This window comes from Zooshikella ganghwensis, from assembly GCF_018263875.1.
GTDB classification, from domain to species: Bacteria; Pseudomonadota; Gammaproteobacteria; order Pseudomonadales; family Zooshikellaceae; genus Zooshikella; species Zooshikella ganghwensis.
Map to the genome: position 1 here is coordinate 31,222 of NZ_JAEVHG010000003.1, position 15,440 is coordinate 46,661.

Sequence of the window (15,440 nt, forward strand, 5' to 3'; positions counted from 1 at the left end):
CAACATAAAAACTTAGCTATCCTAGTCTTTGCTGATTAGTACAACAACACCACACTTAATTCATCGCATTTTTGTAGTATCTTCCAAGTATGCAGGGGTTAGACAAAGTCTGGATAATACCTGTGAACCGTTTGCCGCAAGGAAGCGGCAGCCGAGCTTCCAAGGAGGGATTCACAGCGTGTTCGACAGGTATTAATCAGACTTTGTGGCAAATTAAATATATTGCATAAATGTTTCAACCAAAAAGCTTTTAAGACTGTTAGATCACACTCAACATAAGAATAACAATCAACTTAAAGAAAGGCAGTTAATGACCAATAAGGACTATTAAAGAAAGGATCATAATGTGCATGAACTCTCCATTGTTAATGCCTTATTAAAGCATGTACAGCCGTATTTAAACCGAAAGATAAAATGTATTAAAATTGAAGTAGGCAGTATGAGTTGTATTGATCCTGAACGACTGATCGGGTGTTTTGACTGGGTAAAAGCCACGGCAGGCTTAAACGATACGCAACTCATTATCGACCATCATCCAGCTAAAGCGTCCTGTCAGCAGTGTCAGCAGGTTTTTACACTCATCCAACTGGGTCAGCCCTGTCCCTGTGGTAGCTATGACTATAATTTACTATCAGGACAGCAACTAACGCTTACTGAAATCGAGTTTGCCTAATGTGTACTCATTGCGGATGTTCTTCAGATAAAGCCATACTGACTGAGTTTGAGTCAGATCACCACCGTCATCATCATCTCCAGGCTGAGCCTAAAACACTGCACTTACAGCAAGCACTACTCGCCGAAAATGATGATATTGCAAACCAGAATCGCACGGGCTTTCAAACACAGGGTATTACTTGTATCAATCTAATGGGTACACCGGGTGCAGGGAAAACGGCCTTATTAGAGGCAACACTGAGTGCATTTCACAATGATTTACCCTCTATTGCAGTGCTAGAGGGGGATCAGCAAACACTCAATGATGCCAAGCGAGTACAAAAGGCGGGGGGTCAGGTGGTTCAAATCAACACTGGGACAGGGTGTCACTTAGATGCCGATTTAGTCAAAACCGGACTCGAAAAATTAGCACCAAAATCAGGCTCACTTATTTTTATTGAAAATGTCGGTAATCTTGTCTGCCCTGCATTATTTGACCTGGGCGAGTCTCACCGTATTGCTATGATGGCCGTCACTGACGGTAACGACAAGCCAGAAAAGTATCCCCACTTATTCAGTCGCTGTGAATTGGTCATTATCAATAAGGCTGACTTAGTGGAGTATGTTGATTTTGACCTAAGTACCGTTCAACAAGCTATAGCTCAGTTAAATCCTCACGCTGAGGTTTTATTACTCTCAACCAAAACCCTGCTTGGCTTCGATCAATGGCGAAATTGGCTGTTCACTGCAACAAGCACTGAAAATAAATACAGCACTGGATATATAGACAGTAGAAAAACGTCTACCACACTGACTTATGACTAAACATTTTTTTGCGCGTCAGCACCTAAACCAACTGTTCAACGTCTTAATGGATTCGGGATACCAAGTTGTTGGGCCTACCGTGAAAGACGGTGCTATTGTGTTTACTGAGCTAGCCAGGGAAGAGCAGTTACCGTGGGGCTGGCAAGAAGTGGCAAAACCAGGTCATTACCAGCTGACACCTAGCCGCAAAAATCTCTGCTTTGCCTGGAATACTGGGCCTCAGGCTTTAAAACCCTGGTTATTCAAGCCAGAACAGCCCCTTTGGCAGGCAGAGCAAACCGAGCAAGGGCTATGCTTCCGCCAAGCCCCCGCAAAGGTCACCCCCATCGCAGTGGTGGGTTTAAGGGGATGTGACCTGGCGGCCTTAAAGCTGCAAGATCAGCATTTCATCCATGGTCCGTACCCTGATCCATATTACCAAGCCCAGCGAGAGCAGCTTTTCATTATTGCCGTCAATTGCGCCCAAAGTGCTGAAACCTGTTTTTGTGTCTCAACAGGTGATGGTCCAGCAGCAACCCACAGCTTTGATTTGCTGTTAGACGAGCTGGAGGATGGCTACTTAATTGGGTTTGGCAGTGAACAAGGGCAGGCAGTTTTTCAGCAACTGACTCTAGGCCAACAAGCCACAATTGATCAACTAGATATAGCCCAACAACAGTTAGCCGATGCCAGTCAACAGCAACGACACATGCCAGATGAGCACTCACTGTTAAAGCTGACAGAAAACCTGGAACACCCCCAATGGCAAGATGTGGCTGACCGTTGCTTAGCCTGTGGTAACTGTACACTGGTGTGTCCTACCTGTTTTTGTTCAAAACAAACGTCAAGCAGTGACATCAAGTTACAACAGGCTCAACAGGTTCGCTTATGGGACTCCTGCTTTAGCGAACAACATGGCTATATTGCAGGTAAGTTATTTCGGCCTGAAATTCGCCACCGCTATCGTCAATGGCTCTTACATAAGCTGGCGAACTGGCAACAGCAGTATGGCCGAAGCGGATGTGTTGGTTGTGGGCGCTGTATCAGCTGGTGTCCAGTGGGTATCGACTTAGTGGCCGAAGCTCAAACGCTGCTAGAAGGCTCACCCCATGAATCAGCCCGTCGCTAGCTTTGTACCATTAACAGCGACCCTGATGGACAAGCATCAGGAATCACCCGGCATATTTACACTACACCTGGCGCTTAATACATCAACACCCTTTAATTTTTCGTTTGGCCAATTCAATATGCTTTATTTATTTGGAGTAGGGGAAGTCGCTATCTCAATTATGGGTTGGCAAAACAATTTACTACTACATACGATACGTGCCGTAGGGCGTGTTACTCAACCACTGGTCAAACTCAAACCTGGTGATCAGCTTGGACTTCGTGGTCCCTTCGGTTGTGGTTGGCCACTGGAGCACATTAAAGGCAAAGATATTGTATTTATTACTGCAGGGTTGGGCTGTGCACCTGTTGTAGCCGCAATAAACCATACCGTTGAAAACAGACAACACTATGGACGTATAGTGATATTGCAGGGAGTCAAGCACCACAATGATTTACTTTGGCAAACACAGTATGACCACTGGCAAAACACCGGTAATTGCCAAGTATTACTGGCTGCCAGTGAAGAATATAAACATCGCTATCAGTGGCGGTTGGGTATGGTCACAGAGCTTCTGGACTTTGCTGAATTTGAGGCTAAGCACTGTGCAGTCCTGATGTGTGGACCTGAAATTATGATGCTAGCAGCACTTAAACAGCTGGCCAAACATCAGGTAACCGATGATGCCGTTTATTTAAGCCTGGAGCGTAACTTTCAGTGTGGTCAGGCCTCCTGTGGCCATTGCCAGTTAGGACCATTCTTTGTCTGTAAAGATGGCCCGGTATTTCATTACCCCACCGTAAAACCCTGGTTTGGGCTTTCTGGTATTTGATGAGCAGCCATTGAGTGAGAACCTCTTATGCCTCCTAGCAAACTGGCCATTGCAATTCATAAACTTACCTCCTGCTCAGGCTGCCAACTTGCATTGCTTAACCAAGGAATAAGGCTTTTGGATTTGCTAGAGCAGGTTGAGATTAAACATTTTATTGAAGGGGGCATTAATCACTTTACGGCTGAAGTGGATATTGCCTTTGTGGAAGGGAGTGTCTCTACCTCAGAAGACCTTGAGCGCGTCCAACACATTCGTCAACGCAGTAAACTCGTGGTCAGTATTGGCGCCTGCGCTACCAGTGGTGGTATTCAGGCTCTACGCAATCTGTCGGATGAAAACTGGTTACAGGCCGTTTACGCCAAACCAGAGTTTGTGTCTTCATTACAACACTCTACAGGCATCGCAGAACATATTAAGGTGGACTTTGAGCTGTGGGGTTGTCCAATTACCGTCTCACAATTGAATCACTTTATTCAGCAACTGTTACTCGGCAGCAAACCTAAACCCTCTGGCGAAAAACTATGCATGGACTGTAAACGCCAGCAACAGGTCTGTGTGCTGGTGACCCAACAAGCGCCTTGTTTAGGCCCTGTGGTACGAACCGGTTGTGGTGCACTTTGTCCAACGTTTGGCCGCGCCTGTTATGGCTGCTTTGGTCCATCAGAACAACCTAACTGTGACAGCTTAGCAAACCGTTTCGCGGGACTAGGGTTGATGCCTATAGAAATAGCGCAGCGCTTTGCCGCTATCCACAGCCATAGCCCCCCCTTTAAAGACCAATACCAGCGCTGGCAAACTATCCATGTCAGGGAAGTGGAATGAATAATAAGCGCACAATTAAACTTAACGTCCCCTTTATCACACGTCTGGAAGGTGAGGGCGCTTTGGAGCTATCCGCCCAAGGTGACACTATTGAAAAACTGCATCTGAAAATTTTTGAGCCACCTCGCTTGTTTGAAAAATTTTTAGAAGGAAAGTCCTATAAAGATGTACCAGACTTAAATGCTCGCATCTGTGGTATTTGTCCCATGGCGTACCAGTTGACATCAATTCAAGCCATAGAACGATTATTTGGTATTAAACTGCCAAAACAATTGGTTCAACTCCGTCGCTTGATGAATTTAGGTGAGTGGATTCAAAGTCATGCATTACATATTCACTTTCTGGCAGCACCGGACTTTTTAGGTTTTGACAGCGCCATTCATATGGCTAAACAGCACCCTGAGATTTTACAGCGGGGAATGCGCCTACAAGAAACGGGCAATGCATTGATGGCATTACTGGGTGGACGATCCGTGCACCCCGTCGGCCTGCAAGTCGGAGGGTTTGGGCGGTTACCGGAAAGGAAGCGCTGGGATACAGTACGCACCCTAGTTGATAATGCCTTACCTGACGCCAAGTCCCTGATTGCCTGGACCACCACGCTGGAGTTGCCAGATTATAGTCATAAATTTATTTGGGTAAGTTTAAAACACTCAAAACAATACCCGATCAATGGCGGTAAAATTGCAGCCAGCAATGGTCTAAACCTGACGTATAATAGCTATGACAAACACTTTCATGAACACCAAGTACCCCATTCTACGGCTTTTTATTCATTGCTTAATGGGCAAGATTATTTAGTGGGACCACTCGCCAGGCTCAATAATAATTACCGTATTTTACCCAGCGCAATCAAAAAGTATGTTGAGTCACTAGGTATCAGGTTTCCAAACCAAAATATGTTTACCAGCATTCAAGCCCGTGCCATTGAAATATACTTTTCACTTTATGAAGCCAGGAAAATTCTGGACAAGGGCTGTCCAATGGAAGCACCTTATGTACCTGTGACACCTAAAGCTGGCACCAGCTGTTTCTGTACCGAAGCGCCAAGGGGCATGATTTATCATCGCTATCAACTGGACGAGGAAGGCCGTGTTATTCGTTGCACCATTATTCCACCCACCAGCCAAAATCAGGCACGCATTGAACAGGATCTTAAATACTCTGTAAAAAAGTTTGGCCTTAACCACTCAGACCAAACATTAAAGTTTTTTTGCGAAAAAGTGATCCGCAATTATGACCCTTGTATCTCCTGTTCCACGCATTTCTTGGACTTTAAAATACTTCGTAGTTAAAAGAATATACGCTTATTCGATTCCGATTTAACTAACACAAAATCAACAATTAACTTTTATTGGTTGAACTACAGATACCATGATTATACTTACCTGAAAGCGTCGCTGTTTTAGTTATTCCAAACATGAATTTTTTATTTATGTTAGTAATAATTCGGAATAAGCTCAAAGAAAGCTAATATGCGTCATCAATGGAGTATTCATGTATTAGTAATATAAGGGACTGGAATATGTTTCAAAAGGTACCGACAAACTGCCTGAACTTGCATATCCTGGGTGAAGTGCCACGCTCAGTCTATATGGACATGCAAACTCAGCCTAGTGACTTACAAAATGCCGAACATCGGAATTTTTTCTTTAAATTATTACGGGGCACAAAACCACAAAAGTCGGTGCCTGCGCCTAATAAAGACAAGCACATTTTGAGCTTAAATGCAGTAGTCTGGCTCAACTTCGTCACACCGCCCAAGCAAACAATTACCTTTCTACTTGTTTACAAAGATATTACAGGTGAGTTTGGGGCTATTGTTGAAGAAGCCCAACCATCGTCTTCAAAATCTATAATGCTTTCCAACATAGTAGACATCGAATACACAGGTGAAATAGAGTATTTAACAGCATGCTGCACTGGGCTAAGTAAAGATGAACACGTAATGCTTGAAACACTCAGTGTCAAACCTGTAGCCCATGAGAAAGCACCAAAAAAATCTCTTGTCACTCGGTAATTGTTACCGGAAAATTGCTGTAAGAATGCCTTGTGCATTCATTTTTTTGAAGTTCAAGGTTTTTCCGCGAACGTTGATATTTCTTGCAAGAACATATCCCACTACTATTTATTAACACTCTTTTTTTATCTTTGGTTCAGCCATTTACTGCAGCACAAGTTGTAGGCGTAAATAGCAAAAAACACAGTCAAGCTATCAGCTATCGTTGAATAACTAGTTTTATTGATTTGCGAATTACCCCCCCCTCGAAGGGTGGGGTTAATGTCATGCTAAAGGCAAATAATTGCTCTAAAGTTATCTTTATTAGCAGCTGAGTAGCTAAAATTTACCTGCTGAGAAAGTTGAGCTTCATTTTTACTCGTATATACATCTTTCCATAGATGAAAATTAACTAAATATGTACCTGACTCATTGTCAAGATTTAGTTGTGAACGATATTGAAGCACCATCAATTGACAAAAAGCAACAACTGGATTGGTTCCTGCTGGCATTAAATTATGAAAGTGTCGAAATTTAGGTGTGTTAAGTACATATTCCATGTCTGATTGTGATCTACCACTACTGGAGTCTCTAAACCATATACAACCATCATTGTCACTTCGATGCACTTCATTATTTTTGTATGAGATGATACCACAGGATTCAATATAGTTTTTTAGCTCCTCGAACCCAGGATATGTTTGGTCGCTCCATTTTTTTACAATTGCGTTGCTCATTTTTCAATCGATCCTTGATTAAACAATTTAATATAACAACACAGCGAAACTTTTATATCATTATTAAATATGAAGGTATAGAGAGATTAATATTGTTAAGAAGCGTATATATTCCCAATACGAATGGTTTTTAGGTGCAGCCATCGAGTGACGAGGCCCCATGAGCCTATATTAATAGGGGATTGAGGTGAGGAGTGAGGAGTGAAGATAACAAAACCTAGAAATCATTCGTGAAGGGTATAGCCCCAACAAAAAAGCTGGAGCTATATATACCTATTTATAACCTATTACCGGTTAAAATGTTGGCCAGTAATGATTCTCTTCACAAGGCTTAACCGAGAAATTTTCCTGGTTTTGCCATGTTTGGTCATTAATCAGTACTTTCATATTAAAGGTAGACGTTTGTTGCGGCAGGGTGAGACGCCATACATTGCCTTTTGCCCAACGAGCAGGAGCACCTTCAGTCCAGCTGAGTAACTCTGCGTCGCCGCGAATTGACACACTGTTCCCCCAGCCCGCATCATAATGCACGTTTACTGTCGTTATACAACCTTGATAACGATTAGCCACAACATCGGGGGTATCGACAATACGCTGTTCTTTTTTAGACTTTAACAGTTTTATATATTCGGCATGAGACCAGGCTAGGGGTGTTGCTCCACCAGTGCCTTCACCAAACTGATAAGGTCCTTCCGCTTTATCCCATACTTGCTCAGGCAGCATATTGCCTTCATTAGCAAACTTTTCCATTGCTTTAATGTAATGATCAACATTTTTTTGTTGGGCAATATCCAGATGCGCTCTTTCACCCGTTAAGAATGGCCATAAACGACCAATACCATCACCGGCATCCGCGATAAAATCACTGCCATCATATTTCTCACCATAACGGTCATGATTATAGCGATAAAAGCCAGGTCCATTGGGTGTTTCAACTTTTAAGGATTGCTCATAGCTTTTTACTGTATGAGTGATAGAAGCGTCGGTGGGACTCTTGATGCCAAAACGCACAAGTTCTAAAAAGCCACCATCCATGATATTACGCTCTAAGTGTTGTCCACCACCATTGCCAATATACAGAATACTATCATCTTCTGGATCATAATCTGTATGACAGTAACTAGCGCCTTCAGTACGCTGATAATAGCGTCCTTCACCTAGTGCACCTTGATGGGTAAAGGTCCAGTCTGCAACACCATCTGCCCACAGGTCTGCTTTTAACCGGTAATAACGTGCTGCTGCTTTATCCCCCTGATTATCCGCAAAATCAGCCGCGGTAATTAAACTGGCAATAGCTGCAGAAAGTGTTGAAGGTGAAATACCACTGTTTTCTTCCCAACGTTCCTGATGAGTCCAGGGACCTACTTTTGCAACAAAATCAGCCGCAGGTTTTACAAATGACGTATAGTAATCTGCTGGTTTGATATTACCCGCTTTCCATAAGCGCCACGCTAATACAATAGGCATTGCTGTCTCATCCAGCTGCATTCCCGGCCAGTGAGTTTGCCCTGATAGCCAGAAATTCTGCGGGAATGACCCAGCCTTACTGACGGTGTTACCACACAGCTGCCAATTACCATCATCCGCAGTGAGTTGAACTTCTTTTAAGTAACTTAAGGCAGCTTGTGCCGTATTTTGGTCTCCCGCAGCAAGAAAAGCGGTAGCAACCTGATATAAATCCCTTGGCCAAACGACATGGTAACCAATAGGACCATCTTTGTAGCCATCTGGACTTGATCCTTGCAAAATACCTCGTTCATCATCACTGTCTTTATCAAACTGACTTTCTCCCCAAGGCACACTTAATGAGGCAATCATTGCACCTTTATTTTCTTTATCTTCATGGGCTTTAAGGACCATAGCGGAGGCATAATAAAGGGCACCGTTATCAAACGACTCCTGACTTAAGTCTTCCAGGCCATTACAGTAATTGTTCCACTGCTGATTATAACGTGATAGCACGTTATTAAAGGATTTCTTTACACTGCTTGCCGCAATCTGTTGTGCTTTACTTTTACCTTCAGCAAATCCAATAGCCACAGTGAAAGAGTACTCTCCGGCTTTGGCTGGTAAGTCCAGTTGCCCTGTCAATGCCACATTGCCATTCTTAGCGTATTGATAGGCCCAGTCCATCTTAAAATTGTCATTTAAATCCTGCCAACCATCACTCCGACCAACAAAGCCAGCAGAGGTTTGTTTAAAAGGAATACTGGCCGTTAATGCCTGGTATTGAGCAACCTGATTAGTGCCATTATCATACTTAGCACGCTCATCCCAAGCATATAATGTATCTGTCGTGGCTTCTCCATAGTCATATAAGCCCGTATTACTCACTGCGGGGTTGAGTAAAAGGTACAAACCTAAATTATCTTCATGAGCAGTAAAAGTAACCTTTAACAGAAGGGCATTGGTTTGAGGATCAGTAATGATTGTTTTACGAATCTCGTACTTTTTTTCTTTATCAGTATTTACTTGTTCGAACGCCAGTGATTTCTTATCTAAAGTGCGTATTTCATGATCCGTATGTTTTTTTTCTTCATCAAAAAAACGTTTGCCATCACTCACCATAAACTGCAAGTCAGTAATTTGCGCCATATCTATTTGTGGCCAATAGACCTCAGATACAATGCCATCCACCAGACTAAACCATACCTTTGATGTTTTATTATTGGCGGTGCCAATACCAGTCTTACTGGCCGAAGTCCACTGGTGATCAACACCAGGTGCACCAGGCGCTTCACCAGTATTACCCCATACCATACTGGAAGTAACACCAGCAATAAATAATGTGAGTGCCTTTTTTTTAAGACTCAGCATAGTTAATCTCCTCTTAAACTGCTATCACTGTCTTTATCTTAAAATAGAAATAATTTTTTATATAAAATATTTTTATTGTAATTATTTAAGTAAAAATCCACAGCTTATAGTCTTTTTATTCTTCGTTTTGGGTATATATGCCATCTCAATCGTCATTATATAGCTATAACAAAGGCGCTTTGAAAGCAGTATGAACCTCTGTTAAAGGCAAACCAACACGTAAAAGAACCTTAGTACAAAAAACATAACGTAAGCTTATTTTTTAAATAAGAATAAAAGTGCAACGTATTAGGGGGGCCTAGCATATAGTAACTTCATAATTATAACTTCTTTTATTATTTTGAAAATCGCCATTAAAATGAATTATATAGCCTCTGCTTGTCAGGATGTTGATGCAAGTCACTTAGGACCTGTTAACACCAGGCAACATTTGCAAACAAACCAGTTTGTATCATTTTTAGTCAAAATAGATACAAAAGAGTTTATCGTAAAACTGATCAAGGTATGTTTTCTGTTTGAGATTAATTTATACTCACAACAAACTCATTATTCAATAAAAAAGTGATATACGGAGATCATCCCCATAACAGATAGGCGCATTTCTGATAAAATAACTATCATCAGACTACAGCAAGCGAATTTACTCATGGCATCAAATAAGCATTGGCAAGACATACTATGGGGAGGGCACACAGGCTGGAGTATAACCAATACTATCAACTGGCTATTGACAACAGGAAGAACGCTCACTGATCCAGCTGTTTTTTTGAAGGAACTTGCGCTCAAGCTTATGAAAGATGATGCTAATATTGCGCGAATTCGAATTACACTTAATACGATTGACCCTGAAATTAGGGCAAGTGTATATACATGGTGGCGTGGCCGGGAAGAGATTGACGTATTTACACCATCTCATGGTATCGAGAGCACAACATCTTACCAGGGAAGCCCAATAGAAGAAGCGCGCAACTCCTGTCGTATAGTACGCCACCGTTTAATAGATAATCTACCCACAAATGCCCATATCATTTTACAGGAACTAAAAAACGAGGGAATGACTGATTATGCGGTGTTTCCTATTCAGTTTACAGATAAGAGCATCAGTACGTTTATTGTGGCAAGTGATGACCCAAAAGGCTTTTCCAATAGTGATTTAAATAAATGGAAAGCACTCCTTTTATACTTATTACCGGTCTTAGAAGTGTTTTCTGCGCGAAAAACCATTCAGTCTTTATTGAATACTTATGTTGGCCCCAGTACTGGACAAAAAATTCTCAAAGGTATTGTAAAGCGAGGTGATGCGGAGTTAATTGAATGTGCGCTGTGGTATAGCGACTTGCGTAACTTTACCGTGTTAACGGAATCCCTTTCAACTGAGACCATGTTGCAGCTGTTGAATGCTTATTTTGAAGTTGTGACTAATGCTGTGACAGAGCGGGGAGGTGAAGTTTTACGCTTTATTGGGGATGCAATGCTCATCGTTTTTACTGCGGATGAACTAGGCTCTATAAAACAAGCATGCCAAGCTGCACTGCAAGCCGCTATTGATGCGAATACTCAATTGCAAACCCTCAATAAAGAACTTGAGGCCAAAGGTATGCCGCAACTGTCATTTGGTATTGGCCTGAATGAAGGGAAGGTGATCTATGGTAACGTAGGCTCACTATCACGGTTGGATTTTACAGTAATGGGACCGGCTGTTAATCGTACAGCACGACTTGAAGATCTAACGAAAAAGCTTAGTGTGGACTTATTATTAACTGAAGAATTCGCACAGTATATTACTCAGCCCACTCAGTTTTTAGGCAGTTTCAATGTCCGCGGTGTACCAACACCATTGCAAGTGCATACTCTTGCACAATGTACTAAAACCTAGCACTATAACCTAAAAATTCTGCTGCTTTCTCTAGCAAATATTTACATAAAAAAAGCACCGTATGGTGCTTTTTTTGTGGGTGTTTTTTTATGTAAAGTAATAGGGTGTCGCTTAGTTATTAATTACATTAAATGTCGGTTCAAATAAAACCACTTCAGTGAAGTTATGATTTTGGTAATTGCTTGCCATATCGTAAACACTCATTTCAGCCACACCCCAAATACCAGGTACTGAACCTGCAGGTAAATGGATTTTCTTTGTATACACTTTTTGCTGGCTGGGGTTACCTTTAAAGAATAATCGACCATCATTATTAGGCTGATGAATAAAGTGGTGCATAACTCCTTGCGGATCACGTAGTTTAATTCTAGCGTGTTTAAAGCCAGAGATATTATCCCTTACCTGATAACGAATCGTTACGATCGTCTCACCGTTAGGGTTGCTTGGCGTAACAGGTTCAGCACTCACACTGATTTGATTTAAATCGAGTACTGGCGCTTGAGTATCTGGGTTAGATGAGTTCAGGGTAACCGTTGGCGATTGTTCCTGTGCAAAAAAGTCAAACTTACCTTCATTAAGGGCTTTATCTTTCATTCTGATTTGATGAATACGATACGAGCCTGAAGCCATATAGTTCGGCATTAAATAAACCAGTTTACAGGTACGGGTATTAATATCAAAATCACCATACTTGTAAATAGAGTAGAGTGTTGCAGAATCATGCACCATCGAACCATAACAAGGATAGCTGTCTGCCATACCTACTTTTTCAATCACTTGCCACTCAGCAACTACTTTATTGACAGGTTCGGCATATGAGTGAGTATCTTGAGTGACATTGAGTTTCAGGGTATTAGGTACATAGGCAGGAGGTGTTGTATCAGCGTTATCATTACCGATATACAGTTTCCAGCCAAAGTCATCAATACCACTAAACCGTTCATTGCCATTGACATCATTTAATGCAATTTGATCAGGACGCCAATAACCACCAGGGGCATTCTTATCAATGGTAAAGCTACCGGTTAAAGTCGTGCCGACATTAACACTCGCACCTGACGGGTCAACAGGATTCAGCCAGAAGTCTTTATAAGTGCCGATTGGACTAAATACACGAACGGATGTACGTGTAGCGCCTTCTAATTGGCTATCTTTTGCATGCAATTTGATAGTGACATTCACTTTTTTATCGCCACTATTCTCAGTGATAACACCTATTTCAACCTGCTTGATCTTACCTGGATAGATATAGTCAGGATACAGATTCAGTACTTCAAATGTTTTATCTTGATCAATAATCGATACGTACTGACTGCCTTTCATAATTCGCTTTTGTATAAAATCGAATTTACCGGGGGCACGAGAACGTAACTTATCTGGGTTAATAATGTAGTATGCTATAGACTCCGCCATATCTTCGTTAGGATTTTTTGCATGAGCATAAGCCGAAACAAATTCCGTTTGTTTTGAGGTACTCCAGCCATCACTGTCATTAGGGTTTAAATACCAACCACCCACCTCAGCCCAGTCATCACGGGTCTGTTCATTGAGTACTTTACCATAAATAAAATGTGCTTTTTCATGAACGATTAAACGATGAATATAATCATCAGATTGTTGTCGAAAAGCACTTTCCATAAACTCAATGTAACCATTTTTGCCGGCATCTTTACTGGTTCGCCATGCTACTGCTGGAGCTGTGGGATAGAGCGGATGCTCCAAGCCATTCTTGCGTCTTACTAAATAATTTAAACCTTCTATTTTATGCATACCCGTGGGCATATCTTCAAAGATATTAATTAATTTAACTTTTTCTTGAGGTAAAAATGCCTGAAAATAATTATCCGATTCATTGGTCGTACCCGCAGTTAACCGGCTAATATCTGCTTTAAAGCTCACGCCGTAACGCTCATTCGCTATTTTTTCTATCCGGTCACTATCATTTCCATAGTCTGTTACAAAGTTGACCAGGGCATGATGTAAACGCTTGGAAAAAAATCGCCCTTTAACACCATCAATTTCCCCCAATCGTGGTGCTGCATTAGTAAATGCATTCTCATTGATGCGTACTTTACGAGCATTTCCTTGAGTGGTAATTTCAATGTCATTCTCAAGCTCGTCCGCTGTTATTTCCCAAACAGATTGACTTAAGTTTTGCTCACCATAAGAATTTCTTTTCTGTTGGGGAATCATTCTCATGGTACTTAGCAGGCGGTTAGCATGTGCTAATGACCATAGTTTATCCTTATTATCAACCAACACGATATTGTAATCATGCAATAGGGCATCAGAAGCTGAGTTATCAACAACATCTATTGTTTGATTTAAAAACTTAATCGTACGTTTTTTATTAATATGTGTTTGATATTCTGACTTATCATACTCTTCAGTGTCTTCCCACTGGAAATGGTACGAGTATTGATCTTTTGTCGCTTTTTCAAAGTTAAACGTGACTTCATCTGATGCCACTTTTTGTTGATGGTTTTGCAACACATACCCTGACGCATAAGCTTCAATGGTTGCATTACCTGAATAGTGCTCAAAACAAAATCGGCCATTTCCTTGTATTGACCGAGTTTGAAGCTCTGACTCAGAAGATAGCGTTACTTTTACGGCTACATCCGTGTCAATACCCATGACAGAGCCAGCAACCTGACATTTTTTATCTGCACTTGTTGGTGAGTTAGAGCCATTTGTCGCCGTTGTCTGCTCATCCAAATCAAAGTTTAATTGCACAACTGACTTATTTGAATATGTTTTTCCATCAGTGACGTGATAGTAAAACTCATCATAATCAACGCTTGAAGTAGGTGTGTATACAAATTTGCCTGTTTTTTGATCCATTTTAATCTGACCAAATTTAGGCTGCACAGCAACTGCATAGGTTAAAGCATCTCTATCCTGATCTTGAGCCCAAACCCAACTGTTATGGCTGCCTGATTTAGTGATCGTTTCACTGTGGCCTAGGGTAGTAGGGGCTTGATTTGCAGCCCAAACAGCTGTAGCGACTTGACTTAAACCAAATACCAAAGTAATTGGCAATATTTTTTTAGCCATAGTCTGGTTACCTTTTCCTTTATACAATGTCGTAGGGTTATATACAGCATATGTAGTATAAAAAATAAAACGATTGTTCAATTGTTACTGCTATGCTGTTAAAGGGTAAATATTTTTAGACACTAAGTGACGTGTTAGGGGTATACCTAATGCAAAGGTTTAGTGTTTTCTCTCAGGGTATATGTGCGATTAAAGTACCTTGTGCGCAAAATAAATCATGCAAGAAAGTCGATAACACATTATTTAATCGCGAATCAATAATATCAGGTTGGTCTCTTTAAAGTTCAATTAAGTTTAGATTTTTGTGACAAGGTATACATACTTAACCTGTCGTAAGCATACCTTTACCCTAGCGCTATCTTTAGAAAACAGGCTTACAAGGCCAGACGATTATATACCCTTCGCGAATCAATTTTAGGGTTTGTTGCCTTCGCTCTTCACCCCAGTCACTTATTAATATAAGCTCCGGGGGCTTCATCGCTTGACGGCCGCCCCTAAAAATCCTTCGCTGTGGATATATTTTATACAACCCAAACTATCCCGAGCAGTCCCACCTTCAAAGCAATCAATCTATAGATTTCCTTTTACAATTATTTTTTAAGCACTTTTTAATGGCACTTTTGTACGACCTTTATGTAACAACCATCGAAATATAAGCCAACTAGCGTACCATCTTACTCAAAACAAAAGTCATACTTTCTTCGCAATAAATTCTTAACAAAACAATAACAAAT

Annotated in this window: 11 protein-coding genes; 8 read left to right on the plus strand and 3 right to left on the minus strand. The window is 41.4% G+C overall.

Annotated elements, in window-relative coordinates; all coding sequences use genetic code 11:
• Window positions 1-346: 346 nt before the first annotated feature.
• The 7 genes from KHS79_RS06245 to KHS79_RS06275 all read left to right on the plus strand — a co-directional run bounded on the left by KHS79_RS06245 (window position 347) and on the right by KHS79_RS06275 (window position 6,240).
• The gene (locus KHS79_RS06245; RefSeq protein WP_212717640.1) at window positions 347-673 is read left to right on the plus strand and encodes a hydrogenase maturation nickel metallochaperone HypA; all 327 of its coding nucleotides are present in this window, start codon (window positions 347-349) and stop codon (window positions 671-673) included.
• Window positions 673-1,479 carry a hydrogenase nickel incorporation protein HypB gene (gene hypB / locus KHS79_RS06250; RefSeq protein WP_212717641.1) on the plus strand — a complete coding sequence of 269 codons (807 nt, stop codon included), beginning with the start codon at window positions 673-675 and terminating at the stop codon, window positions 1,477-1,479. The genes KHS79_RS06245 and hypB overlap by 1 nt, the downstream gene beginning before the upstream one ends.
• A complete protein-coding gene (locus KHS79_RS06255) occupies window positions 1,472-2,587 on the plus strand; it encodes a 4Fe-4S dicluster domain-containing protein (protein ID WP_212717642.1) in 1,116 nt (371 codons plus the stop codon). Before hypB ends, KHS79_RS06255 begins: the two co-directional genes overlap by 8 nt.
• Window positions 2,568-3,398 carry an FAD/NAD(P)-binding protein gene (locus KHS79_RS06260; RefSeq protein WP_212717643.1) on the plus strand — a complete coding sequence of 277 codons (831 nt, stop codon included), beginning with the start codon at window positions 2,568-2,570 and terminating at the stop codon, window positions 3,396-3,398. Before KHS79_RS06255 ends, KHS79_RS06260 begins: the two co-directional genes overlap by 20 nt.
• A gap of 27 nt (window positions 3,399-3,425) precedes the next feature.
• Entirely contained in the window at window positions 3,426-4,220 is a 795-nt protein-coding gene (locus tag KHS79_RS06265) for an NADH-quinone oxidoreductase subunit B family protein (protein WP_212717644.1), read from the plus strand.
• Entirely contained in the window at window positions 4,217-5,515 is a 1,299-nt protein-coding gene (locus tag KHS79_RS06270; protein WP_212717645.1) for a Ni/Fe hydrogenase subunit alpha, read from the plus strand. Before KHS79_RS06265 ends, KHS79_RS06270 begins: the two co-directional genes overlap by 4 nt.
• Before the next feature lie 230 nt (window positions 5,516-5,745).
• Window positions 5,746-6,240: a hypothetical protein gene (locus KHS79_RS06275; protein WP_212717646.1), complete on the plus strand. Its 495-nt coding sequence runs from the start codon at window positions 5,746-5,748 to the stop codon at window positions 6,238-6,240.
• A 269-nt stretch (window positions 6,241-6,509) separates the two neighbouring features.
• Here KHS79_RS06275 and KHS79_RS06280 read toward each other — a convergent pair whose 3' ends face one another.
• Together KHS79_RS06280 and KHS79_RS06285 are read right to left on the minus strand one after the other, a co-directional pair.
• Window positions 6,510-6,956 carry a hypothetical protein gene (locus KHS79_RS06280; protein WP_212717647.1) on the minus strand — a complete coding sequence of 149 codons (447 nt, stop codon included), beginning with the start codon at window positions 6,954-6,956 and terminating at the stop codon, window positions 6,510-6,512.
• A gap of 294 nt (window positions 6,957-7,250) precedes the next feature.
• The gene (locus KHS79_RS06285) at window positions 7,251-9,773 is read right to left on the minus strand and encodes a glycoside hydrolase family 15 protein (RefSeq protein WP_212717648.1); all 2,523 of its coding nucleotides are present in this window, start codon (window positions 9,771-9,773) and stop codon (window positions 7,251-7,253) included.
• 646 nt (window positions 9,774-10,419) lie between these two features.
• Here KHS79_RS06285 and KHS79_RS06290 point away from each other — a divergent pair.
• On the plus strand, window positions 10,420-11,649 hold the full coding sequence (locus tag KHS79_RS06290) for an adenylate/guanylate cyclase domain-containing protein (protein ID WP_212717650.1): 1,230 nt from the start codon (window positions 10,420-10,422) through the stop codon (window positions 11,647-11,649).
• Window positions 11,650-11,760: 111 nt separating this feature from the next.
• On the opposite strand, the gene KHS79_RS06295 is transcribed toward KHS79_RS06290, so the two are convergent.
• Window positions 11,761-14,706 (minus strand): Ig-like domain-containing protein, encoded by a 2,946-nt coding sequence (locus tag KHS79_RS06295; RefSeq protein ID WP_212717651.1) that lies wholly within the window; start codon window positions 14,704-14,706, stop codon window positions 11,761-11,763.
• Window positions 14,707-15,440 lie beyond the last annotated feature (734 nt).

What these genes read in the sequence shown, in the direction of transcription:
- hypB (WP_212717641.1), top strand. Translation starts at nt 673, where the DNA reads ATGTGTACTCATTGCGGATGTTCTTCAGATAAAGCCATACTGACTGAG.
- KHS79_RS06255 (WP_212717642.1), top strand. Translation starts at nt 1,472, where the DNA reads ATGACTAAACATTTTTTTGCGCGTCAGCACCTAAACCAACTGTTCAAC.
- KHS79_RS06260 (WP_212717643.1), top strand. Translation starts at nt 2,568, where the DNA reads ATGAATCAGCCCGTCGCTAGCTTTGTACCATTAACAGCGACCCTGATG.
- KHS79_RS06265 (WP_212717644.1), top strand. Translation starts at nt 3,426, where the DNA reads ATGCCTCCTAGCAAACTGGCCATTGCAATTCATAAACTTACCTCCTGC.
- KHS79_RS06270 (WP_212717645.1), top strand. Translation starts at nt 4,217, where the DNA reads ATGAATAATAAGCGCACAATTAAACTTAACGTCCCCTTTATCACACGT.
- KHS79_RS06275 (WP_212717646.1), top strand. Translation starts at nt 5,746, where the DNA reads ATGTTTCAAAAGGTACCGACAAACTGCCTGAACTTGCATATCCTGGGT.
- KHS79_RS06280 (WP_212717647.1), bottom strand. Translation starts at nt 6,956, where the DNA reads ATGAGCAACGCAATTGTAAAAAAATGGAGCGACCAAACATATCCTGGG.
- KHS79_RS06285 (WP_212717648.1), bottom strand. Translation starts at nt 9,773, where the DNA reads ATGCTGAGTCTTAAAAAAAAGGCACTCACATTATTTATTGCTGGTGTT.
- KHS79_RS06290 (WP_212717650.1), top strand. Translation starts at nt 10,420, where the DNA reads ATGGCATCAAATAAGCATTGGCAAGACATACTATGGGGAGGGCACACA.
- KHS79_RS06295 (WP_212717651.1), bottom strand. Translation starts at nt 14,706, where the DNA reads ATGGCTAAAAAAATATTGCCAATTACTTTGGTATTTGGTTTAAGTCAA.